At 65.0% G+C, this 22,310-nt stretch carries 23 protein-coding genes; 17 read left to right on the top strand and 6 right to left on the bottom strand.

Going from position 1 to position 22,310, the window contains the following annotated elements; translation table 11 throughout:
• Window positions 1-11: 11 nt before the first annotated feature.
• Genes ACQHI0_RS13175 through ACQHI0_RS13165 form a run of 3 tightly spaced genes read left to right on the top strand, consistent with a single transcriptional unit; the run spans window position 12 to window position 2,748 of the window.
• Window positions 12-1,514 (top strand): aldehyde dehydrogenase family protein, encoded by a 1,503-nt coding sequence (locus ACQHI0_RS13175; RefSeq protein WP_427909154.1) that lies wholly within the window; start codon window positions 12-14, stop codon window positions 1,512-1,514.
• A gap of 20 nt (window positions 1,515-1,534) precedes the next feature.
• Entirely contained in the window at window positions 1,535-2,068 is a 534-nt protein-coding gene (locus ACQHI0_RS13170; RefSeq protein ID WP_427908219.1) for a gamma carbonic anhydrase family protein, read from the top strand.
• Window positions 2,065-2,748 (top strand): TetR/AcrR family transcriptional regulator, encoded by a 684-nt coding sequence (locus ACQHI0_RS13165; RefSeq protein ID WP_427908218.1) that lies wholly within the window; start codon window positions 2,065-2,067, stop codon window positions 2,746-2,748. Before ACQHI0_RS13170 ends, ACQHI0_RS13165 begins: the two co-directional genes overlap by 4 nt.
• A 9-nt stretch (window positions 2,749-2,757) precedes the next feature.
• Here the strand turns inward: ACQHI0_RS13165 and ACQHI0_RS13160 are convergent, their stop codons facing one another.
• The 4 genes from ACQHI0_RS13160 to ACQHI0_RS13145 all read right to left on the bottom strand — a co-directional run bounded on the left by ACQHI0_RS13160 (window position 2,758) and on the right by ACQHI0_RS13145 (window position 7,254).
• Complete coding sequence (locus tag ACQHI0_RS13160; RefSeq protein ID WP_427908217.1) at window positions 2,758-3,798, bottom strand: MCE family protein; 1,041 nt, start codon at window positions 3,796-3,798, stop codon at window positions 2,758-2,760.
• Window positions 3,799-3,914: 116 nt separating this feature from the next.
• Window positions 3,915-4,922, bottom strand: a complete 1,008-nt coding sequence (locus tag ACQHI0_RS13155; RefSeq protein ID WP_427908216.1) for an AraC family transcriptional regulator ligand-binding domain-containing protein — start codon at window positions 4,920-4,922, stop codon at window positions 3,915-3,917.
• A gap of 268 nt (window positions 4,923-5,190) precedes the next feature.
• Window positions 5,191-6,225: an HAD-IIA family hydrolase gene (locus tag ACQHI0_RS13150; RefSeq protein ID WP_427908215.1), complete on the bottom strand. Its 1,035-nt coding sequence runs from the start codon at window positions 6,223-6,225 to the stop codon at window positions 5,191-5,193.
• 36 nt (window positions 6,226-6,261) lie between these two features.
• Window positions 6,262-7,254 carry a LysR family transcriptional regulator gene (locus ACQHI0_RS13145; protein ID WP_427908214.1) on the bottom strand — a complete coding sequence of 331 codons (993 nt, stop codon included), beginning with the start codon at window positions 7,252-7,254 and terminating at the stop codon, window positions 6,262-6,264.
• Window positions 7,255-7,468: 214 nt separating this feature from the next.
• Here ACQHI0_RS13145 and ACQHI0_RS13140 point away from each other — a divergent pair, with 214 nt between their 5' ends.
• From ACQHI0_RS13140 to ACQHI0_RS13085, 12 genes are all read left to right on the top strand, one after another.
• Window positions 7,469-8,458 carry an L-tyrosine/L-tryptophan isonitrile synthase family protein gene (locus ACQHI0_RS13140; protein ID WP_427908213.1) on the top strand — a complete coding sequence of 330 codons (990 nt, stop codon included), beginning with the start codon at window positions 7,469-7,471 and terminating at the stop codon, window positions 8,456-8,458.
• Window positions 8,455-9,237, top strand: a complete 783-nt coding sequence (locus tag ACQHI0_RS13135) for a TauD/TfdA dioxygenase family protein (RefSeq protein WP_427908212.1) — start codon at window positions 8,455-8,457, stop codon at window positions 9,235-9,237. Before ACQHI0_RS13140 ends, ACQHI0_RS13135 begins: the two co-directional genes overlap by 4 nt.
• A gap of 1 nt (window position 9,238) precedes the next feature.
• Window positions 9,239-10,480, top strand: a complete 1,242-nt coding sequence (locus tag ACQHI0_RS13130) for a styrene monooxygenase/indole monooxygenase family protein (RefSeq protein WP_427908211.1) — start codon at window positions 9,239-9,241, stop codon at window positions 10,478-10,480.
• Window positions 10,480-11,622 (top strand): LLM class flavin-dependent oxidoreductase, encoded by a 1,143-nt coding sequence (locus ACQHI0_RS13125; RefSeq protein WP_427908210.1) that lies wholly within the window; start codon window positions 10,480-10,482, stop codon window positions 11,620-11,622. Before ACQHI0_RS13130 ends, ACQHI0_RS13125 begins: the two co-directional genes overlap by 1 nt.
• Window positions 11,619-12,839: a styrene monooxygenase/indole monooxygenase family protein gene (locus ACQHI0_RS13120; RefSeq protein ID WP_427908209.1), complete on the top strand. Its 1,221-nt coding sequence runs from the start codon at window positions 11,619-11,621 to the stop codon at window positions 12,837-12,839. The genes ACQHI0_RS13125 and ACQHI0_RS13120 overlap by 4 nt, the downstream gene beginning before the upstream one ends.
• A gap of 1 nt (window position 12,840) precedes the next feature.
• Window positions 12,841-13,359: a cupin domain-containing protein gene (locus ACQHI0_RS13115; protein ID WP_427908208.1), complete on the top strand. Its 519-nt coding sequence runs from the start codon at window positions 12,841-12,843 to the stop codon at window positions 13,357-13,359.
• A 51-nt stretch (window positions 13,360-13,410) separates the two neighbouring features.
• On the top strand, window positions 13,411-14,583 hold the full coding sequence (locus ACQHI0_RS13110; protein ID WP_427908207.1) for an MFS transporter: 1,173 nt from the start codon (window positions 13,411-13,413) through the stop codon (window positions 14,581-14,583).
• The gene (locus ACQHI0_RS13105; RefSeq protein ID WP_427908206.1) at window positions 14,580-15,467 is read left to right on the top strand and encodes a sulfurtransferase; all 888 of its coding nucleotides are present in this window, start codon (window positions 14,580-14,582) and stop codon (window positions 15,465-15,467) included. The genes ACQHI0_RS13110 and ACQHI0_RS13105 overlap by 4 nt, the downstream gene beginning before the upstream one ends.
• The gene (locus ACQHI0_RS13100; protein ID WP_427908205.1) at window positions 15,464-16,231 is read left to right on the top strand and encodes an SDR family oxidoreductase; all 768 of its coding nucleotides are present in this window, start codon (window positions 15,464-15,466) and stop codon (window positions 16,229-16,231) included. Before ACQHI0_RS13105 ends, ACQHI0_RS13100 begins: the two co-directional genes overlap by 4 nt.
• Window positions 16,228-17,121: an LLM class flavin-dependent oxidoreductase gene (locus tag ACQHI0_RS13095; protein ID WP_427908204.1), complete on the top strand. Its 894-nt coding sequence runs from the start codon at window positions 16,228-16,230 to the stop codon at window positions 17,119-17,121. Before ACQHI0_RS13100 ends, ACQHI0_RS13095 begins: the two co-directional genes overlap by 4 nt.
• Before the next feature lie 235 nt (window positions 17,122-17,356).
• Window positions 17,357-17,692 carry an LppU/SCO3897 family protein gene (locus ACQHI0_RS13090; RefSeq protein WP_427908203.1) on the top strand — a complete coding sequence of 112 codons (336 nt, stop codon included), beginning with the start codon at window positions 17,357-17,359 and terminating at the stop codon, window positions 17,690-17,692.
• 143 nt (window positions 17,693-17,835) lie between these two features.
• Window positions 17,836-18,195 (top strand): nuclear transport factor 2 family protein, encoded by a 360-nt coding sequence (locus ACQHI0_RS13085; protein ID WP_427908202.1) that lies wholly within the window; start codon window positions 17,836-17,838, stop codon window positions 18,193-18,195.
• A gap of 50 nt (window positions 18,196-18,245) precedes the next feature.
• Here ACQHI0_RS13085 and ACQHI0_RS13080 read toward each other — a convergent pair whose 3' ends face one another.
• Window positions 18,246-19,040, bottom strand: a complete 795-nt coding sequence (locus tag ACQHI0_RS13080; protein WP_427908201.1) for an alpha/beta fold hydrolase — start codon at window positions 19,038-19,040, stop codon at window positions 18,246-18,248.
• Window positions 19,041-19,310: 270 nt separating this feature from the next.
• A complete protein-coding gene (locus tag ACQHI0_RS13075) occupies window positions 19,311-20,108 on the bottom strand; it encodes an IclR family transcriptional regulator (RefSeq protein ID WP_427908200.1) in 798 nt (265 codons plus the stop codon).
• A 48-nt stretch (window positions 20,109-20,156) separates the two neighbouring features.
• Here ACQHI0_RS13075 and ACQHI0_RS13070 point away from each other — a divergent pair, with 48 nt between their 5' ends.
• Both ACQHI0_RS13070 and ACQHI0_RS13065 read left to right on the top strand, forming a co-directional pair.
• Window positions 20,157-21,383, top strand: a complete 1,227-nt coding sequence (locus ACQHI0_RS13070; protein WP_427908199.1) for an FAD-dependent monooxygenase — start codon at window positions 20,157-20,159, stop codon at window positions 21,381-21,383.
• A 39-nt stretch (window positions 21,384-21,422) separates the two neighbouring features.
• Window positions 21,423-22,307, top strand: a complete 885-nt coding sequence (locus ACQHI0_RS13065; RefSeq protein ID WP_427908198.1) for a fumarylacetoacetate hydrolase family protein — start codon at window positions 21,423-21,425, stop codon at window positions 22,305-22,307.
• The last annotated feature ends 3 nt before the right edge of the window (window positions 22,308-22,310 follow it).

Raw genomic sequence — 22,310 nt, 5'->3', positions numbered from 1 at the left:
GCTCGACCGTGATCGAAGTCCACAACCCCGCTGATGGCCGGATCGTCGGCGCGGTCGCCGACACTGATCCGTCGCAGGTCGAAGCGGCGGTCGCGCGGCTGCGGTCCGAACAGCCGGCGTGGGCTGCCCTCGCACCCGCCGAACGCGTCGAATGGCTTCTGCGACTGCAGGATTGGATCTTTGCCAATTCGGCCGACATCGCCGACCTCATGCAGGCCGAGACTGCCAAGCCGCGCGTCGACGCGGAGATCGAACCGATGTTCGTGGCCGAGGTGATCGGCTACTACGCCGAGAACGCCGCACGATTCCTTGCTGCTGAGCATCCACGCCCGCATTCTCCGGCGAACATGTCGAAGAAACTCGCCGTCACCTACCACCCCTATCCCGTGGTCGGCGTGATCACGCCGTGGAACTATCCGTTGGCGTTGCCCGGCATCGATGCGGTGCCCGCCCTGCTCGCCGGGGCAGCGGTGGTGATCAAGCCCTCGGAGGCGACTCCGTTGAGCGCGATGGAACTTGCGCGCGGCTGGGCCGAGATCGGGGCGCCACCGGTGCTGGAGGTGATCACCGGGCGCGGCGCGACCGGTGCCGCGGTGGTCGACGCCGTCGACTTCGTGCAGTTCACCGGCTCCACCCGTACCGGAAAGGCGGTGGGGCACGCCTGCGTTGACCGCATGATTCCCTACAGCTTGGAATTGGGCGGCAAGGACCCGGCCCTGGTACTCGCCGATGCCGATCTCGACCGGGCCGCACGGGGAATCGCGTTCGGCGGCATGCTCAACGCCGGACAGATGTGCACCTCCATCGAGCGGGTGTACGTGGTCGATGCGGTCTACGACGAGTTCGTGCAGCGGCTCGTCGCGATAGTCGCCGAGCTTCGGATGGGCGTCGATGATCGTGAGTTCCGGTACGACATCGGACCTTTGGTCGATTCCGCACAGGTCGAAATCGTGCGACGGCACACCGATGAAGCGGTCGCCGCCGGCGCCCGCGTCGTCGTGGGTGGCGCAGCGACCGGTCAGGGAAACTTCTTCGAACCCACCGTGCTCGTCGACACCGACCACAGTATGAGTTGCCTCGCGGAGGAGACCTTCGGGCCTACGCTGCCGATCGTTCGCGTCGCCGACGAGGACGAAGCCGTGCGGCTGGCCAACGACTCTGCCTACGGTTTGTCGGCGACGGTGTGGACCGGTGATCGTGCCCGTGGCGAGCGGGTGGCGAGTCGCCTGGAAGCCGGAACGGTGAACATCAACGACGCGCACGTGAATCTGTTCAATCTCGCTGTGCCGATGGGTGGTTGGAAGCAGTCCGGTGTCGGAGCTCGTTTCGGGGGAGCGTACGGGATCCGCAAATACTGCCGTACCCGAGCCGTCACGGTCGACCGGTTGCCGGTGGCGAAGTCGCCGTCGGAACTGCTGTGGTTTCCCTATTCACGCCGTAAAGCAGGCCTGGCTCTGGGGATGATGCGCGCGTTGCGTGCCCGTGGCCTGCGTGCCCGAATCGGTAGACACTGAACACTGAGAAAGGAATTTGCGTGCCGCTGTATTCGTTCGAGGGCAAGACCCCGGTCGTGGCCGAGGATGCGTTCATCGCGCCGACCGCGACGCTCGTCGGCGACGTGACGGTGGAATCCGGCGCTTCGGTCTGGTACGGCGCGGTATTGCGTGGCGACTTCGGTCCGGTGATCGTGCGCGCCGGCGCGAATGTGCAGGACGGTTCGGTGCTGCACAGCACCCCGGCCGCGGTGTGTGAGATCGGCGCGGGCGCCACGATCGCGCACTTGTGCGTGATCCACGGCGCCACGATCGGCGCCCAGGCACTGATCGCCAACGGCGCCATCGTGCTCGACGCCGCCGTTGTCGGTGCGCGATCCTTGGTGGCAGCGGGATCGCTGGTGACCGCGGGGACGGTGATCCCCGAGGAGGTGCTCGTCACCGGCAGCCCCGCGAAGGTGAAGGGTCCGATCGCGGGCACGACCGCCGAGTTCTGGGTCAACGCGAATCCGGTCGCCTACCAGGATCTCGCCCGCCGCCATCGAACCGGTCTCACGCCGGTCGACGGAGCATGAGCGGGCCAGAACACTGGGCGCCGCGTTGCGCTCCGCTGGGCATACCCGGCTCGGACACTTCCTCGCCTGACAATCCGCGAGGGCCCGCGGCACGGGTCCGCCGTCGGCAGGCTGCGCTGGCCGCAGCGCAGGAAGTGTTCGTCGCGCACGGCTACCACGGTGCGACGATGGACGAGATCTGCATGGTGGCGGGGATGAGCAAGCCGGTGCTCTACGGGGATTTCACCAGCAAGCTCGACCTGTATCTTGCTGTGTTGCAGCACTATCTGGACCGGATGGTAGCCGGACTGCGCGCAGCCACCACTGCGGGTGGCGAGTCTCGGGACAAGGTTCGCCGTGCGGTCCTGGTCTATTTCGACTTCGTCGAGGACGACGCGGGCGGATACATCCTTGTCTTCGAATCCTCAGTGCCCAGCGAACCGTGCGTGCAATGGCGGGTGCGCAACGCGATGCGTGAATGCGCAATCCTGGTGAGCGCCGAGTTGCGCGCGAGCGGGGTCGAGGAATTGCAGGCCGACGCCCACGCGTGGAGTCTGGTCGGTGCCGCCCACCTCACTGCCCGTCACTGGCTCGACGCCGGCCGGCCGATCTCCAAGAACGAGGCGGTGGAGGCCGTCGTCGCGCTGTGCTGGGACGGATTGCCCACCTCGGGACGCGACATCGGCTCCGCCACAGTGTGATCCGGAGTGCTATCGGCAGACCTCGGAGAGGGAACTGCCGCCGATCTGACTGAACACACCGCGGGGGAACAGCACACCGTAGAGCGATATATCCAGACCGCACAGGTAGCCGTTGGCGTGCGTGCCTTCTGAGCTTATCCTGCCTAATCCGGCCAGCAGACTGGGCAGGTCGGTTGCCGCCTGATCCAGTTTGGCCCCATTGCTGAGTAGTAGTGCGAGAGCCTCAGTGGTCGAGGATTGTGTGGCCGCCAGCTGTGGCTGGATCTGCGCCATCATGGATACCAGATTTGCCGTTGAATCGGCTATCTGCGTCGTGGCGGTTTGCAGGGACTGGCCTTGGGCGGACAGGCCGCCGATCAGCGTCCGGGTTTGCGTGACGAGCGTTTCCAGCTCATCTCCGCGCTTGGCCAAACTGGACATGACACCGGACAGGTTGGTTATCACGTCGGACAGGATGGCATCGCGCCGTTGGAAATCGCTCGCCAGCGTCGCGGCCTGAATGATGAAGGCGCTCAGTGACACGCCGTCGCCTTGTAATGCCTGAACCAGGGAATGCGACAGGCTGTTGACCTTCTCGGGGGACAGCACTTCGAACAGTGGCTGAAATCCGTTCAACAGTGCTGAAATATCGAACGAAGGTTCGGTGTGACTGATCGGGATAGTCGCTCCGGGGCGCAGGGGAGTGGTGTCGCCGTCAGTGCCGGGTGCCAGCGCCATATACCGCTGGCCGATCAGATTCTGGTATCGCACCATGGCTTTGGTATTCGCGTGCAGCGTTTGCGTGCGCTGCAGGACGAACGTCACCTTGGCATCATATTTCTTCGCCTCGGGGCGATGTTCCAGTTCGATCTTCACGACTTTGCCGACGCGGACGCCGGCGATACGGACATCGTCACCCTCGTGCAAGCCCAAGACATCGCTGAACAGCCCGGAGTAGGTGTCCGTATCGCCGGCTACAGTGCGCGACAGCGTATTCCAGACAGTGATGGTGACAAGAATCGACACAATTGCGAAGACTCCGAAACCGATCAGCGGTTTACGGATGCCCATCCAGTACTCCCTGCCATTCGAAGAAGCCGGACGCGGAGCGCCGACAACGCAGAACGGTAGAGGTGGCGGAGGGGCTGCGCCATGACGTCACCGATCGTTATGGGTGACCTCAGCGATCAACTTTTCGAGTATCCGGATATCGTGGCCGATTCGGCTGGATATGAGCGCGGTGAGCAGCCGGTCCAGCGACGGAAGGCGCGGTTGAACGCGCTGGGCTCGGAAAATCCCAGGCGGCTCGACAATTCCGCTACAGTCTCGTCGCCGTGGACCAGACCTGCTATCGCCGCGGCGTGCAGCATATCGTCCCGAATATCGGAGATCGTCGTCTGCTCAGCCCGCAATTTGCGACGAAGGGTCGGTTCGCTCATCCGCAGAATGCCCGCTATTTCGTCGGCGCTCGGACCTTTTCTGCTCAGGTCGGTTGCGATAATCTGGCGGACCCGGTCGGCGATGGGTGTGCTGGGGTGGTCTGGCACAAGTAAATCGACCGGGGCTCGGTGGAGCAGGTCGAGCAGGGCGGATTCGCACTTCGCGATCGGTGCCGTGAGCACACTCGAATCGAAGGTGAGTGCCGTCTGAGCGCAGTCGAAAGCAAGAGGCGCAGCGAAGATTTGGGTGTATTCGTCGACATGAGCAGGCTCGGGATAGCAGAATTCCACGTGCCGCAGAGGGAGCGTGGTTCCGGTGAGCCAGCACAGTATTCGGTAGGTGAAGACGAGCGTGGCATCGGCAACGAGATGCTCGCGGTCGTCGAGGTGCTCGATGTCGGCAGACCAGCGAGCCTCATCGGCCGCGACGGTCAGCGCGAATCGTGGCAATCCGGCGAAAAGTGCCGCGTGGTCGGCGAATCGCTCGAGTGCCGATCCGAGATCGGGCGCCGACCGCGTACCCAGGCACAGCAGCCGAAAGGCGCCACGCGGCACGGCGTGCGGTCCGAGCCCGAAGACCTCGTCCTCGCTGACCCGCCACAACTCGCGGATGAGCCCGGCCGCGTGTAGGGCGGGATCCTCTCGCTCGCAGTGCGTCTCGGGTGCTGGTTCGGAGCGACGAATCTCCCAACCTTTGCGGTCAGCGAGCGACGTAGCGGCGCGTGCGAAGGCGGAAGAAGTGCGCTCGTCTGGCATCGGTCTCGGGTCTCCAGTCAGTACTTCTTGTCACCCAGGCGTGGTTCGGACTCGGAGTGCGCTGTATCGGCAGGTCAGCTGCTGGTCGAATTCGTGTAGGTGCGGGCGCCGATCTCGACCGGAGTCCGCATCGCAGTCCGTCGAGCCGGTCTACTCCACAGCAGCCACCTTGCGTATCAAGGGTCATAAGATACACGACGGAATGTATGTTTATATGGCCCGCCTGCTATCGCGCCATGCCTCCCCATGGCGTATGGCAGGCCTGCATTCAATGGAGGCGGGACCAGTAATGCCAAGTGGCCAGCGCCTGGCTCGTCTCCAGGTCCGGTCGGGCCCAGGCGGCATGGCAGAGTGTGCGTGCGGCGTCCAGGAGCTGCGTTCGGGTCGGCATGGTACTGCCTGGTGGTCGCAGAGTCAGGTCGTGATTCGATGCCGATACCGTCCACCCGGCGCAGATCCATCGAGACCCGTCGTGGGCGACGGGTTCTCTGGTGTGGAATAGCTCCTGCAGGTCCAGGCCGAGGTAGGTCGGGCGTTGCGGGGGTGGAGCGACCAGCAGGTCACCTAATGACGTGATTCCCGTCAGGACGAGCAGGCTGGGCAGCCCCATTCGATTACCGCCGGCGATGTCGGTATCCAGAGAGTCGCCGATCACCAGGTGGGGACCGCTGGTGCGCGACAAGGCTTCCTGGTAGATCGGCTCGTAGGGCTTGCCCGCGAAATCAGGAGTTGCCCCGGTGGCCAACCGGACCGCTTCGGCCAACGCGCCGTTGCCGGGCGCGATTCCGCCTTCACGGGGAACCGCGATATCGCTGTTGGTGACGATCCACGGAACGCCTCGCCCGACCGCGTACGCCGCCTCGGCCAGTTGGCGCCAATCGACGTCGGGTGCGAAGCCCTGAACGACGAGATCGGGGTTGTCGTCGGCTTTGTGGACCGGCGTCAGGCCGTGTTCCCACAGCGCCGTCTTCATAGCTACGCCGCCCACCATCAGTGCTCGTGCCCCGGGAATCCGCCGAGCTGCCAACGCCGCCGCGGCGTGGGCGGACGTCACGACCTCTCGCTCGGCCGTGGGCAGGCCGAGTTCGGTGACCAGCGCGGCGACCTCGGTCGGGGTGCGGGAGGCGTTGTTGGTCAGGAACAACGTTCTGAGCCCGGCCGAGCGTGCCGCGGCCAGGGCGTCCACGGCGCCGTCCACGGGCACCGTGCCGCGATAGACGACTCCGTCGAGATCGATCAGCGCGCTCGCGAAGCGCTGTGCCAGCGGCAGCCTCGCCCAGGCCGGCTGCTGCTCCTGTGACATGAATCCCCCCATTCAAAAGCCTTGTCCCTCAATATGTTACGTGGCTTCCACGGCCATCTTCGGCTGCTCGGGTGCGTCCGGTCGAGCGCCGTTACCCTGCCGATAGTCGTTGACGACCTCTTTCAGGACGGCCAACTTCGCCGGAACCGGGTTTCCCGGGTGCCAGGCGATGCCGAATGTGCAATCGGTGAGGTCTACGACGGTGAGGTAGCGCAGGTCGGGCCGGGGGTAGAGCGCGGCGGCGACTGCTGGAACGAAGGCGACCGTGCCACCGAGCGAGACGGTGGACAGCAGCGACTCGAAGCTCGTGCCCGCGTGCGCGGCATAGCGGACCTGGGAGCCGTCCGGGCGTGGATTCACCGACCAGAAGTCGTGGCCTGCTCGGAATGTCGGTGATACCAGGCTGATCACCCGATGGTCGGCGAGATCGGTCAGGCTCAGCGACGAGCGCTCGGTCAGTGGATCGGAGCTTGCGATACACGCCAGACGTGGTTCGACAGCGAGTGGTTGGCAGTACATGTCGTTCGGCACCGGAAAATGGGCGAAGGCCGCGTCGATCTCGCCCGATTGCAAGGCCAGGAGTTGATCGCTGAATCGATCAAGTACCCGAATGTCCGGACCGAGATCGGGGTGGAGTTCGGTGAGCGCCGCGATGATGCGGCGGGTGGAATCCAACGCGGTGAAGCTCTCGCACACCCCGAGTCGAAGACGTTCGGATCCAGACGCCATGCGCCGTGCGACATTGCGCAGCTCATCGGCGGCGTCTACCACGCTCCGGGCCGCGGGCAGCACCGCGCGCCCCGCGGCGGTCAGTTCGACCCGGCGGCTGGAACGATGGAACAGCGCGACGCCGAGGCGTTCCTCGAGGGAGCGGATCTGCTGGCTGAGGGCCGGTTGGGTCAGGTACTGCCGACGTGCGGCGCGACCGAAGTGGAGTTCCTCGGCGAGGGTCAGCAGCAGTCGCAGCTGATGAGCGGTCGGATCGTCGATGCTGGCCAGGCGGAGCTCGGATTGATCAATAATCGACACATTATCAAATTACACCGATTCTAATCGTTGCGCCATTGCTGGTCGGTGTGCCCGCCTGGCAGGCTGTTGATACGGAAGGCCGGACATCGTGAGATGCCGACCGACCGCCGGATCGATCGCAGGCTGTGCCGCAAGCGGTTCGAGTCGGGTCAACGGGGACCGAGAATCAGTGGGTATCTCCCGGTGTACTGGGGGTGGATTTTGAGTTTGGAGAGTGGCTGTTGCCATGTCTGTGGAGACCGGCATTTCCCGCAAAGTTCTGGAATTCTTACACCGATATCAGCGTGTCCATCAGTCGGGCGAGGGGGTGCCAACAACGTTGGATCGCATCGGCGAAGCCTATGAGAAGCGCACAGCGAAGATCGATTACTTCGTCCGTCGCAACGAGTCCATTCACTTCGTGATACCAGCTTTTCCGGCGAAGTCGCCGAATCGAAGCAAGGTGCTCGGCCCGTCGCCTGACCTCGGGGAAAGTATCGCGCTCGGATTCTTGCAGTCGCTGTGCGACTACGTAGAACACTTCTATTCACCCGGCGCCCGTATCACTATTTGTTCGGACGGGCATGTATTCGGTGACGTGGTCGGTGTATCCGACGTTCTGGTGGCCGAATACCGCGATGATATAGAGAAGCTGATCGCCACCGCCGGCTGGATGTCCCTTGATATGTTCGGATTGGATGATGCTTTCGGCGAACGAGACTATCCGAAGCTGCGAGACGTGCTCGAGTCCGACTACTCGGATTCGCTCGAAGAATTGAAGAACAATATTCGGACGGACGCCGCTACGCGTGCGCTCTTCGATGGCATTCACCGGTTCATGTTCGAGGATGCCATGGGCGCGCGTGATGGTGACGTGTCGAAAACGAAGATTCGCAACCAATCGAAAGCAAGTGCGTATCAGACCATTCGGCGCAGCAATGCGTGGAGCCGTGTGGTGTCGGAACACTTCCCCGATGCGGTCCGATTATCGATTCATCCGCAGCCGCCGCATTCGGAGAAGTTCGGGCTGCATCTGGTGGGAACCAGCGATAGCTGGCTCACCCCGTGGCATGGCGTCGTGCTCGATGATGGAGTGCATCGCCGACTCGTAAAGCGTTGGAAGGCAGAGGAACTCGGGGCAACGATGGTTTCGCGACACAACCGCCCGAGCCATTTCGTCGCGCCGAAGATCACCGCGGATTCAAAGGAGGAACTTTCGGCATGACGGTCTCACACAACCCTCTGCGACCGTTCGGTCGTGTGCTGGAGGCATCCGGTGATGCGGCGATATCTGATATTCCGGTCGAGACCTTGGCTCGATGGACTGTCGAGTCCCGTGTGCTGGTATTGCGCGGCTTCTCGTCGCTCGGAACGCAGGAATTCGCCGACTATTGTCGGCGATGGGGCGAAGTGCTCGAATGGGAGGTCGGCGAAGTCGTTGACCTGGTGGTTCAGGACGACCCGAAGAACTATCTCTTCGCGAGCGGTGATGTGCCGTTCCATTGGGACGGAGCCTTCGTGGAATCCGACCCACGGTGGTTCTTCTTCCAGTGCCTTGATGCGACTCCGGACGCCGGTGGTGAAACGGTATTCTGCGACACCACGGCCGTGTATCGCGACGTCGACGATGCGACTCGAGAACTATGGTCGAGGATCAGCCTCACGTACTCGACGGAAAAACTGGCCCATTATGGGGGTGAGGTCACCGAGCAGCTTGTCTCGAGGCACCCGGCGACTGGACTTCCGGTGCTTCGTTTCGCTGAACCGCTCGATCCGAACGTGTATCGGAACCCGGTCTCCGTCACCGTGAACGGTATCGAGAAGGACGCGCAGGATCTCTTCGTGAAGGAGCTGTCCGAGCGTCTGCACCGTCGTGAATACTGCTACGACCACACCTGGTACAAAGGCGACATCCTCATCGCCGACAACTTCTCGCTCGTGCACGGACGAAACGCGTTCAGCGGGCCGACGAATCGGCACCTGCAACGTGTCGAAGTGATTTGATATGGGTACGTCTATCGGAATTGTCGGGGCGGGCATATCAGGTCTGCATCTCACGCTCAGGCTGCAACAACTCGGAATCGAATCGACCCTGTATTCGCGCCAGGATCCGGATGAGATCCGAAGCGGTCCGCCGCTGAACTTTGTTACCCGATTCGGATCCACCAGGGAACGTGAGAATTCGCTCGGCATCACCGAATGGCTGTCGAGCGAATTCGACAACCCATGGATGCACATGCGAATCGAAGGGGAGGAATCGCTCGCCCTTCGGGGCGCGTTGCCGCGACCAGCCAGCTCGGTCGACTTCCGGATATATCTGGCCGGCCTGCTCGAAGCGGTGATCGGGCGCGGCGGGACTGTCGTGCAGCGTCGTCCGGCGGACAGCCGGGACCTCGCGGACCTTGCCGCGCACCACGACCTGCTGATCGTCGCGGCGGGGCGCGGTGAGCTGCGGGACGTGTTTCCCCGTGATCCCGCGCGTTCTCCCTTTCGGACAGCGCCGCGAGTTCTCGCGGGCGGACTGTTTCACGGCATCGCGCCGCCGGAACCGCCTGGAATGACCATGAACATGGTCCCGGGAGTCGGTGAGATCCACGCGCCGACCTTTCATTCCTTCGACGGCCGAGTAACAGCTGTGTTGATCGAGGCCGTGCCCGGTGGGGCGTTCCAGACCGTGATCGGACCGGAGCACCGCGACGATCCCGAGCTGTTCGCCAAAGGAGTGCTCGACCTCGTCACCACCTATGCGCCGTCACTACGTGAGCGCGTAGACGACAAGGAGTTCGGTCTGGCCAGGCCGAACGACGCCATGCACGGCTCGTTGGTGCCAACGGTCCGCCGTGGGTGGGCCGAGATGGGCGACGGCAGACATGCCCTGGCGATCGGAGACGCGTGGATCGTCAATGACCCGCTCACCGCGCAGGGCGCCAATCTCGGTTCGGCGCAAGCTTTTCAGGTCGCGCGAGCACTGGAATCGCACCGGGGTGGCTACGACGCGCAGTTCTGCATGACGCTGTCCGAACAGTTGTGGGCGACGGCGCAACCAGTCGTCGACTGGACGAACATGTTTCTCGGTGCTCCCGCACCACAGGTCATGTCACTTCTCGCGGCCGCGTCCGGTGACCAGCGGGTCGCGGACGCGTTCATCGCGAATCTGGATGATCCACCAGCGATGTGGCACAGCATCAGCAGGCCCGAGCGCACCGCGGCGTTCATCGAATCCGCCCAGTCGACGAGGAGTGCGTAGTGACAGTGAACGTCGGATTGGTGTGGGACGCCGTCGGATCCGTCGACGGCGGGCGTGGCTTGCTGGACCTGGCTCGCACGCACGGCCTCGATGCCTTCCTGGTTTTCGACCACTTGATCAATGCCTTCCCCAGCCAGGCATGGGATACAGACTTCACCTACCTGGCGGCGGAGGCGGCGACACCGGACCGATGCCTCGACTTCGCCACGGTGCTAGGCAACTTCGCACCACACGCGGGGCCGGTCCAGCTTGTCGTCGGCGTCACCGACCCGAACCGACGGCACCCGGCGATTCTGGCGCAGACAGCATTGACGCTGGCGCAGTTCACCGAGCGGCCGCCGGTGCTCGGCATCGGGGCGGGCGCATTGGAGAACCTTCAACCCTACGGGCTACCGCACGATCGCAGAGTCGACCGAGTGGAGGAGGCACTGCAGATCCTTCGAATGCTGTTGGGCGGGACGGGACCGCACGATTTCCGAGGCAAGCACTTCAGTCTGGATCAGGCATTGATGGGTCTGCGAGCGCCGGAAGGCCGGGAACCACGGTTGTGGGTTGGCGGCAGTCGTAGCCGGATGCTCGCCTTGACCGGTAGATACGCGGATGGGTGGCTGCCGGCGGAACTCATGGTGCCGGACGAGTACGCGCGGCGATTGCGGGTCGTTCGGCAGGCGGCCGAGATCGCGGGCCGGGATCCGATGGCGATTGTCGCCTCCGGCGGGGTGCCGATCGTGGTCGCTGAAACCGATGAGCAGGCCCATGCGCTGCTGGACTGCACCCCCATCCGGTTTCTCGCGCTACACGCCGGAGCCGAGGCGTGGGCCGCGCACGGTGCCGAGCATCCCTTCGGCGCTGACTACCGGGGGCTCAAGGACCTGTTGCCGCACGCCCTGACGCGCAAGGACGTACAGGAGGCAATGGCCGTGATCCCAGACCAGGTCGTGGCAGATCAGGTGCTCGTCGGGAGCAGACAGACTGTGCTCGACCGAATCGGCGACCTGGTCGAGGCGGGTCTCGAATACCCGATGCTGATCCCGGTTTCAGCCATGGCTTCGCCCGAGGCAGCGGCGTTCACGCTCGAGTCGGTGGCCTGGTTGGCACGTGAACTGCGTGCTCCCGCGCAGATCGGAGAGATCACCGTATGACCACCATCGGCATTGTCGGAACAGGCATTTCGGGGCTGCAGCTCGCCCTGCGGCTCCAGCAGCTCGGAATCGAGGTCGTGGTCTACTCCGCACAGGAGCTCGACCAGCTCGCAACCGGGCGACCGCGCAACTTCCCCGCCCGATTCGGCCCCACCCAGCAACGAGAGCGGCAGCTCGGAGTCTTCGACTGGGACATCACGGACGCCCAGGTGCGCCGCTGGGATGTCATAGTCGGCGCAGGTGATCGCACGCTGGCATTTCACGGGGAGCTGCGCCCACCGTCGAGCGTCGTGGACTTCCGGCTCTACCTGCCACACCTGTGCGCCATCTTCGCCGAGCGTGGCGGAAAGGTCGTCGTCGGAGCGCGACCGATCACCGAAGTGGCCGAGCGACACGACCTGGTGGTGGTGGCCAATGGCGATCGCTCGATGCGGGAGTTGTTCCCACGTGACGCGTCGCGCTCGGTGTTCGATGCTCCCCAGCGGATCCTCTGCAGCGGTCTGTACCGCGGAATCAGCGAGGACACACCACAATCGCTTGACCTGTGCCTGCTTCCCGGTATCGGGGAGATCTTCCGTATCCCGTTTCTGACACCACAGGGCAGGGCTGATGTGCTGGCGTTCGAAGCTGTTCCCGGCGGGCCGCTCGAGCCGATCTCCCGGGTCGATCCCGCGGTCGAACCCGTGCGTTTCTACCGTGACGTCCTCGCTCTGCTCAGCGAATTCGCGCCCGGACTGCGAGAACGTGTCGATGCCCGGGATTTCGCGCTCATCGGACCCGGCGAGCTGGCGCAGGGCAGCGTTACGCCGATGGTCCGCCACGGCTGGGCATCCCTGCCGAACGGCAAGTGTGCCATCGCGATCGGCGACGCGTGGATCACCAACGACCCACTGACCGCGCAGGGCGCGAATCTCGGTTCGCACACAGCATTCGCGCTCGCCGACCTGCTCGTGGCGCAGGCGGGCCCGTATGACGAGACGTTCTGCCGGGCCGCCTCGGAGCAGCTCTGGGCGCATGCCCGCAACGTTGTCGAGTGGAGTGCCGCGTTTCTCGGGCCCGCACCGGCGCACACCACAGCGTTGTTCGCGAAGGCCGCCGAGGACAAACGGATCGCCGAAGCGTTCATCAACAACTTCAACGACCCGGTCGCGATGTGGCAGACCTTGGCCGGCCCAGGGGGAACCGAGTCGTTCCTCGCCGAATTCCTCGAGGAGTGACATGACCGACCTGGATATCGAGATCGATGACAAAGGGATGCTGATCCCGGAGGCCGAGCAGACCGCGGTTTTCCTGCTCGATGGACTCGCGCGTATCCGCGTCCCGGGCAAGACCACCCGGGACTCCTTCACAGTGGTGCAGCACACCGGCAAGCGCGGATACAACACCCCGTTGCACTATCACCACATCGAGGACGAGGTGTTCCTTGTACTCGACGGGGTGCTCCGCATGGTCTGTGACGGCCAGGAGCAGCTCGCCGAGGCCGGGACGACGGTGGTCATCCCGCGGATGGTCCCGCACGGATTCGTCGCGATCTCGGACGAGGTCAGCTTCCTCACCATTCACTCGACGCCGGACCTGGGCAACAAGCCCCAGTTCGACCTGTTCCTCGCGGCCGAGATGCCGCCGGCGCAGGCGACCCGGACACCGACCGAGGAAGTCGGTCCCGATCTCGACCACATCATTTCGCTCGGTACCACCTACGGGTACAGCTACGCAGGTCCTGCGCCGATGCCATAGCGCCGGGTCCTCGCACATCGACCAATTCCCGCTCGGACAGAGAAGAGAACCATGCGGTTGAGTCTCGCATCACTTGTATTGTGCGTCTTCGGCATCACCACCGGCGAGTTCGTCATCGCGGGGATCCTGCCCGATGTCGCCACCGATCTCGGTGTGTCCATCCCGGCCGCGGGACTCCTTGTCACGGCATACGCCATCGGAATGATCATCGGTGGGCCGACGCTGACCGCCCTGACCACAAGGTTTCCCCGCAAGCCCCTGATGGTGACGCTGCTCGCGGTCGCAGTCCTCGGCAATATCGCATCGGCGCTCGCGCCCGCGTACGAGGCCCTGTTCGCGGCCCGGGTCGTCACCGCGCTGGTGACATCGACCTTCTTCGCCAACGCGATCGTCACCGCGGTGTCGACAGCACCGGAAGGTAAGCAGGCCTCGACAGTGTCGAAGCTGGTCTTCGGCATGAACGTGGCGATGATCCTGGGCGCGCCACTCGGCACGTTCATCGGTTCCCAGTACGGATGGCGTGCCACCTTCGCGGCGGTCGCCGCGGTGTGCGCGCTCGGATTACTGCTGGTGATCCGGCTGGTCCCCGCGGTGGCGAATGCTGGCGGGTCCGCGGTGGCCGAGATGCGGGTATTCCGCAGTCGTGATGTGCAATTGGCGATCGCGATCACCGCGATCGCCAATGCGGGAGTGCTGATGGTGTTCACCTACTTCTCGCCGCTGCTGACCGACGTGAGCGGCTTCACCAGTGGCTCGGTTGCCGGCTGGCTGCTGGTCTACGGTGTCGGCGCGACCGTAGGCAATCTCATCGGCGGTCGTCTGTCGGACCGGGCCCTGATGCCATCGCAGATCGGGTTGCTGACTCTGTTGGCCGCAGCACTCGCTGTTATGTGGCTGGTCAGCGCCACCGTCGTGCTCATCGCGGTGATGGTGTTCGTGCTCGGCGCACTGGGCTTCTCGGTGATCCCCGGAATGCAGGCGCGGGTGCTGAGCACCGCGGCGGCGGCGCCGACACTGGCCATGGCGGTTAACGCGTCGGCCTACCAACTCGCGGCGGCCTTCGCGGGCTGGCTGGGCGGACGGGTCATCGACAGCAGTGGCCTGCGATCGGTGTATCTGGTCGCGGCGACCGTCACCGTCGCGGGAATCGCCCTGAGTGGGGTGGCGTGGTATCGCGATCGCGTGGCCACCGGCGCCGACGACTCGAAAGTGGCTGTGGCATGAGCGAATCATCGAACGCCGGGGGACGCGCGACCGCGCTGGTGAGCGGCACCTGGGCCGAGGAGAATCTCGGAATACCCGGCGTGGTGTTCATCGAAACCGGCAACGAACAGGCGGACTATCTGCGCGGCCACGTACCGGGCGCGGCGTGGATCGGTTGGTCGGAGTTCCAGGACGATCTGACGCTCGGCCTGATCGGACCGCGCAAATTCGCTGAACTGCTGTCCGCGAAAGGGGTCAGCAACGACGACACCGTCGTCCTCTATTCCGTGGCTTCCAATCTGCTGGCGGCACTGGCCTATTGGTATCTCACGCACTACGGACACCGATCGGTGAAACTCCTCGATGGCGGTCGCCGGAAGTGGGAGCTGGAGAAGCGTCCGCTGTCCACCGACACCCCCGTACCGCACCCAGCGGTCTATCACGTGCCGACGCCGGACCCGTCGGTGCGTGCCGGACGCGACGACGTGCTCGCCGCGATCGGTGCGGCGAGCATCGTCGACGTCCGAACCCCGGACGAGTACAGCGGCTTGCTGTTCGCGCCCGCTTTCGCCGGACCCGCCTTCGCGCCAGGTAACAGTCCGCACGAGGTCGCCCAACGGGCGGGGCACATTCCGGGAGCGATCAACCTGCCGTGGGACGCGGTCGTGAATCCTGACGACACGTTCAAATCCGACGGCGAACTGGCCGCGCAGTTCGCCGGGCTCGACGTCGAGCCCGGCGTGATCACCTACTGCTGGGTCGGTGCTCGATCAGCCCACACCTGGTTCGTGCTCCGGGAATTACTCGGCCACGACGACATCAAGAACTACGACGGATCGTGGGCCGAGTATGGATCGCTGCTCGGCGTTCCGGTCGAACGCCCGATACAGAAAGGGAAGCGGTGACCGTAGGCAATCTCAACGGCAAGGTCGCTCTGGTGACCGGAGCCAATTCAGGTATCGGTGAGGCCGCGGCGAAGATCCTCGCGGCGCGCGGAGCCAGTGTCGTGCTGGCGGCTCGGCGAATCGACCAGCTGGACCGAGTTTCCGCCGAGATCGCCGAGGTCGGTGGCAAGGCCGTCGGCGTCGCTACCGATGTCACAGTGGACAGCGATGTCGAAAACGCCGTCGCCACTGCGGTAGACCAGTTCGGCGGGCTCGACATCGCGTTCAACAACGCGGGGTCACTCGGCTCGATGGGACTTGTCGCCGAACAGAACCCCAGCACCTGGACTGCCGACGTCAACACCGTGCTGACCAGTACCTTCCTGTCGATGCGTCACGAGATCATCGCCATGCAGCGGCGGGGTGGCGGCGTCATCATCAACAACGCCTCACAGCTGGGCGTCGTGGGATTCGGCGCGGGTATCAGCGCATATGTTGCCGGCAAGCACGGCGTGATCGGGCTGACGAAGGCCGCGGCTCTCGAATACGCCACGCAGAACATCCGGATCAACGCGGTGGCGTTCGCGTCGGTGGATACGCCGATGTACCGGTCGTCGGTCGGAGCGGATGAGGACACTGCCGCGTTGTTCCGGTCGCTACATCCACTGGGCCGAATCGCCACCGCCGAGGAAGCGGCCTCGTCGGTCGCCTACCTCGCGACGGACGAGGCGGGATTCTTCACCGGCTCGGTGCTGGTGATGGACGGTGGGTGGACCGCCCAGTGACAGTGTCCCAGCACGAGTCCCGATTCGGCGTGATGCTGTATCCGGACGAGACCTTTCCCGTTCTGCTCGACAGGATCCGCTGGCTCGAGGAACTGGGATTCGATCAGGTCTTCCTGCCGGACCACAGCGGCGATCTGCGGGATCGACGCGGGCGGTGGTTCGACAGCTGGTCGGTGCTGGCCGCCGCGGCGGTGAGCACCGGGCGTATCCGCCTCGGCATGCTCGTCGCGAACCAGATCCTGCGCCCACCGTCGCTACTGGCCCGCCAAGCCATCACGATCGACCACGCCTCCCACGGCCGATTCGAACTGGGCGTCGGCGCTGGGCTGTTCGCGTGGGACCACCACAGTGTGGGCGAGCAGCCTTGGCCGCCGAGGGAGCGGATGCGGCGATTCACCGACTATGTGGCGATAGTCGACGGCCTGCTGGAAGCCCGCGAGGAGACGTTCAGCTACACCGGAGACGACCTCTGGGTGAAAGACGTTCCCACAGCCCCTGGTTCGTGGCAGTCACCCAGGTTGCCGCTCACCGTGGGAGGTCAATCACCCACGGTGCTCCGGGTGGCGGCGGCGACCGCGGACGTCTGGAACACCCATGGCCCGCCCGGCGCCTCCGACATCCAGGCTTTGCGGGCTACGGCGGAGCAGACCCGCAGAATCGACCACCTCGCCGAAGCCGCCGGTCGGGATCCAGCAACGATCCGCAGGTCGTACACGATTTTCGGGCCGTGGGATCCGCGCTGGGGTCGGCACAGCTACGAGGAGATCTTCGACCGTTTCGGTGCGGTGGGGGTGACGGACTTCGTCCTGGACTGGCCGGTCCGTTCACAGCTCGACGAGTTCGAACGCATCGCGCGGGAGGTGCTGCCCGAACGCCGAACTCGTGGCTGACGGCGGCAGGAGTCCTCGGCAGGGTGAATTTCGGCCTGCGAACCCGTGTCTCGGGCAGTTGTACTGACCGGACCGTTGCCACCTCGGGTCTGCCACGGGCCGCGGAGCAGGTTGCGACACTGCGTCGGCAGATCGCCGAGCTGACCGCCGATATTCGTCAAAACTGATGTGGCTTCGGACCTTTCGCGGTTCACTGTGGTGGCAGAACAGTGGACCAGGGGCCGAGGACGTCGCGATGTATCGCAAGACGCAGTTTCAGCGTTCATATGGGGCGTTAGCGCTTGCCCTCGTGGTCGTTTCCGGTTGTGGAAGCAACTCCGACGACAAGGAGCCTGCCCTCGGTGCGACCAAGGTCGGGGACTGCTTCAGGGAAATGCCTGGCCGCAACCAGATACCGATGCGCCCTACGCGGGTGGATTGCGCGGACTCTGCTGCCAATTCGACGGTTACGTCGATTCTGGCTGGAAGCAGAGGTACCGAGTGCCCTGCCATGGGCGGCATCGCAACCGGTGGCAAATTCTCCTACTACTTCGAGGTCGACGGTAAGACGTTCTGCTTGGTGCCGCGCTAGGACAGTCCACGGGTCGGGTTGTCGCGTTCCACGAAATATGTGTCCACAACCATCCTTCGCGCCTCGGCCGGCATCACCTGGCAGGCTCAGCCGAACGCGAACATCGTGGCGTGAGTGCGACATCGGCTGGCAGAGTGAGGCGCATGGAGAACTTGCGCGACGCTGAGCGGCGGTTGCAGGCCGCCCAGCTTGCTGGGGATGTGCAGGCGCTGGATCGTCTGCTGGATGACCGGTTGATCTTCACCTTCGGCGCTGACGTCTACACCAAAGCGGATGACCTGGAGCTTCACCGCACCCGGACGCAGGTGATGACGGCCATGGTCGAGGAAGAACTGAGCGTACTCACCGACGGACGTGCCGGGGTGACCTGGTTTCTCGGGACCGTCGAGGGGACCGTCAACGGCGAGCCCTTCGGAGCCAGGATGCGGTACACGCGTTCCTGGTTGCACGATGATCTGCATGGCTGGCGGATTATCGCGGCGCACGCCAGCACGACGGATTGATGGTCCTTACCAAATCACGCAACAATGGCGCTGGTGATCGACCGGCCGACTCACCTCGTTGAATCGATACCCTGACCGGTGATCGCGCCGGTGGTCTCCAAGATCGTTGCGGCGACCAGGTGTGGGTCGTCGACCATCGGGACGTGACCGACACCCGGCAGGGTCCGGTAGTAAGCGGCCGGTATTCGTTGGCGGGCGACGGGGCCGTAGATCGTGGCCGGCAGAATCCGATCGTGTTCGGACCAGGCCAGGGTGATCGGGCACGGCACCGGGTCGAGTGGGGCGATCTGTTCGTCGGTGCTCAGCAGGTCCGCGGTCACCGTGCATTCGAGTAGGTCGCGGGTGATGTCGAGGGCGGCTGCGTCGGTAGCGCGATCACCTCGAATCGCGATGTCGCGCAGTACGATCCGTCGGATCAGCGATGAGCGCAGCGCCAGTGGTGCCAGTGGTCGCGCCAGCTTCGCGAGTGTCAGTCCGTGCGCGATCTTGGCGGTCGAATCGGAATGAGTCGTACTGCCCGAGTCCCAGAACCCGGCGGGGGACAAGGCGCAGACGGTGACCGCACGGCCGCGACGTGCCAGTTCGATGGCCATCCAGCCGCCGAGGGAGTTGCCTGCGATGTGGACTCGGTCGAGGCCCCTGGCGTCGAGGTCGCGTTCGACGTTATCCACGAGATGCGCACATCGCGCCGGGCGCAGTACCGCGGGTGGTCCGCCGTGGTGGCCGAGCGCGGTGGGGTTGATGATCTCGTGATGTGGGGCCAGTAGTGGCACCACCTCGGTCCAGGCGCGCTCGGACATCGTAACGCCGTGCAGGAGTAGGAGTGGGGTGTTGCCGACGGGCATTGTCATCCTTCGGGTCGGTGAAACGGCTGCGCGAGTGTCAGCCGACAGCGGCTGCATGGGAGTGCCACCGTGGGCGAATATCCGGAATGTGAATCGCTCGCGTTGTGGGAACCGTATCCGCCGTCCACATTCGAGCTCCAGCAGCTCCCTCGCTGACGGGAACGTTCGCCGGCGGTCCCGATCGACGCGGCTCCCACCGCCTACGAGCATCTGCGCCGGGGAAAGGTACAAGGCCGTGCAGTGATCGTGCCCCAAGGCTGAAAGCTCGCTTTATCTCCCGGCACCCAGATCGATGATGGCCAAGTCCTTCTCGATCTGGGTTCGGGCGTCGAGTACGAGCGGGACCAGCGTCCTGTCGACCAACTGCGCGAAGCGCTCGGCGTGGCACGACAGCGACACCGCGCCGATGGCCTGACCGTCCCGGTCGGTGATCGCCGCACCGACCGCGGCCACCCCGCGTTCGGTGCCCTCGTAGTTGATCGCGAAGCCGCGGCGCCGGGTCGTCTCCAAATCTGCTGTCAGAGAATGGTATTCGTCCTCATCGAGCAGTGGATCGCCGCCCGCGCGGGAGAAGCTGTACAGCCGTTCGACCTCGTCGGCGGGCAGGGCGGCCAGCAGCGCCTTGCCGCCGGAAGCCTGGTGCGCGGGCATCACCACGCCGTCGCGGTCGTTGGTCGCGTACACCGATTGGGCGCGCACGGTGCCGAGGAACCGCACGCTGTCGCGCACCCGGATCATCAGGTTCGCCGACTCGCCGCTGCGCCGTGACAGCACTTCCAGATGCGGCTGACACAGCGCGCGAAACGCCTTGGTCCACGCCAGCCTGGCCGGTGCCGCGTCCAGTGAGGGGCCGGGCAGGTAGACGTGGTTGTCGTTCTGCACGGCGAAACCGCGGTAGGTCAGCGTCTGCAGTAACCGGTGTGCGCTCGACCGTGAGATGTCGAGGTGGGTGGCGGCGTCCATCACGCGCAGGCTGCCGTAGTCGCGCAGCAGTTGCAGCAACCGCAACCCGCGGTCGAGGGAGCCGACCGCACTCGGCGGGCGCTCAGGCAGGGGCGTGTTGCGCATAGCGGAATTGTATTCCCTACGAGAAGCGGATGGACATAGCTTCCCTCCATGCAGAATTGTGACTCAGATTACGCGCGCACCGTAGTGGTCGGCGGCGGCATCGGCGGTCTGGCTACCGCTCTCGGGCTGATCAAAGCCGGGAAAAAGGTCGTTGTACTGGAACAAGCCCGCGAGTTCGGGGAGATCGGCGCGGGCCTGCAGCTCGGCCCGAACGCCACCCGCATCCTGGATTCATGGGGCCTGCTCGAACGGGTGAGCGAGGTCGGTGTGCTCCCGAACAATATCGTCATGCGGGACGCGATGACCGCCGAGGAAATCGGTCGCCTGCCGCTGACGGGCGAATTCCGCACTCGTTTCGGCGGGCCCTACGTGGTCATCCACCGCACGGACCTGCACGCGATCCTGCTCGAGGCATGCCGCAAAGCCGGGGCCGACCTGCGCACCGGCGTCCGGGTGGAACGGGTCGAGGACACCGGCGACGGCACCCTCGTCGTCGCCGAGGGCGATCGCAGCTTCGCCGCAGAAGCCACCATCGCCGCCGACGGCCTCAATTCCGTGCTGCGCCAGAAGATCGTCGGCGATGACCTCGTCGCGTCCGGCTACGTCGCCTACCGGGGAACGGTCCCGATCGCCGACGTGTCGACGCAGGACCGCGAACTCGACGATGTCGTCGTCTGGGTCGGCCCCGGCAGCCACCTCGTCCAGTACCGGCTGCGCGCCGGCGAAGTGCTCAATCAGGTCGCCGTGTTCGAGTCACCCTCCTTCGTGCGCGGCGAGGAGGAATTCGGTGGCACCGACGAACTCGCAGCCGCATTCGCCGGCTGCCACCCCCTGGTGCGCGCCGCGATCACCCACATCGGCAAGCAGCGCCGGTGGCCGCTCTACGACCGGAAGCCCGCCTACTCCTGGGGCGAGGGCAGGCTCGTGCTGACCGGCGACGCGGCACACCCCATGCTGCAATACCTGGCTCAGGGCTGCTGCCAGGCACTCGAGGACGCCAAGACCCTCGAGTTCCTGGTGCGAGGTGATGCCGAGGCCACCGATTGGCCCGCGGTGCTGCGCCGATTCAGTGACGCCCGCATTCCGCGCACCGCCGAGGTGCAGACCAAAGCGCGCATGTTCGGCGACATCTGCCACGCGGGTGGTGTCCATCGTGTGGTGCGCAACGAGCTGCTCGCCACGCTCAGCGCCGAGGACCTCTACGGCCACGCCGACTGGCTCTACCGGGGCCCGGTCTTCGATCTGCTGCGCCAGGCGCGCCTCGCCGTCGCCTGATCCTGTCCCGATTCCTTCCACCGAAAGACGATTCCGACCATGCGTCTCGCAGTTCTCGACGGCGACCGTGCCGCGATTGCCACCGACACCGACGTCTACGACGTCAGCGACCTGCTCCCGACCTCGGCGGGCCCCTACGGCGGCCCGTGGTTGCCGTGGCTGGAACGCGGCGGCGTCGTCGCCGACCTTCACGCACTGGATCTCTCCCAGTGCCCACGGCACGCCCTCGGCTCCGTCGCACTGCGCGCGCCGCTGTCGCGGCCGGGCAAGATCGTCGCCGCGCCCGTGAACTACCTCGATCACAAGCTCGAGATGCACGAGCAGAAGACGATCGCCGAGTACGGCGTGTTCCTCAAGGCCAACACCTCGGTGATCGGGCCGGGGGAGACCGTCGAGCTGCCCTACCTCGACAAGCGCACCGACCAGGAAGGTGAACTGGCCATCGTGATCGGTCGCACCGCCCGGCACGTGAGCGTGGCGGAAGCGCTCGACTACGTCGTCGGCTACACCTGCCTGCTCGACATCAGCGTCCGCTCCACCGAGGACCGCTCGACCCGCAAGTCGTTCGACACCTTCACCCCGCTGGGACCGTGGATCGTCACCGCCGACGAGGTCGGCGACCCCGACACCTTGCCGCTGAGCTGCTGGGTGGGCGGCGAGCTGCGCCAGCGGACCAACACCGGCGAGCTGATCTTCTCGGTCGCCGAACTGGTCTCCTACGCGAGCTCGGTGATGACCCTGCACCCCGGTGACGTGATCGCCACCGGAACGCCCGCCGGGGTCGGGGCGCTGGACGACGGCACCACGATCCGGCTCGAGATCGACCGGATCGGTGTGCTCGAGGTCGGCGTCACCGCCGAGGCCGCCATCGCCTACGCCGATCGTCCGGGCGCGCAGCTCGACGCCCGGCTCGCGGGTAAGTGAGCT

This window comes from Nocardia sp. FBN12, from assembly GCF_050320175.1.
Taxonomy (GTDB): Bacteria; Actinomycetota; Actinomycetes; order Mycobacteriales; family Mycobacteriaceae; genus Nocardia.
Note: the sequence above shows the minus strand (reverse complement) of the source record. Positions and strands in the feature narration are given on the sequence as shown.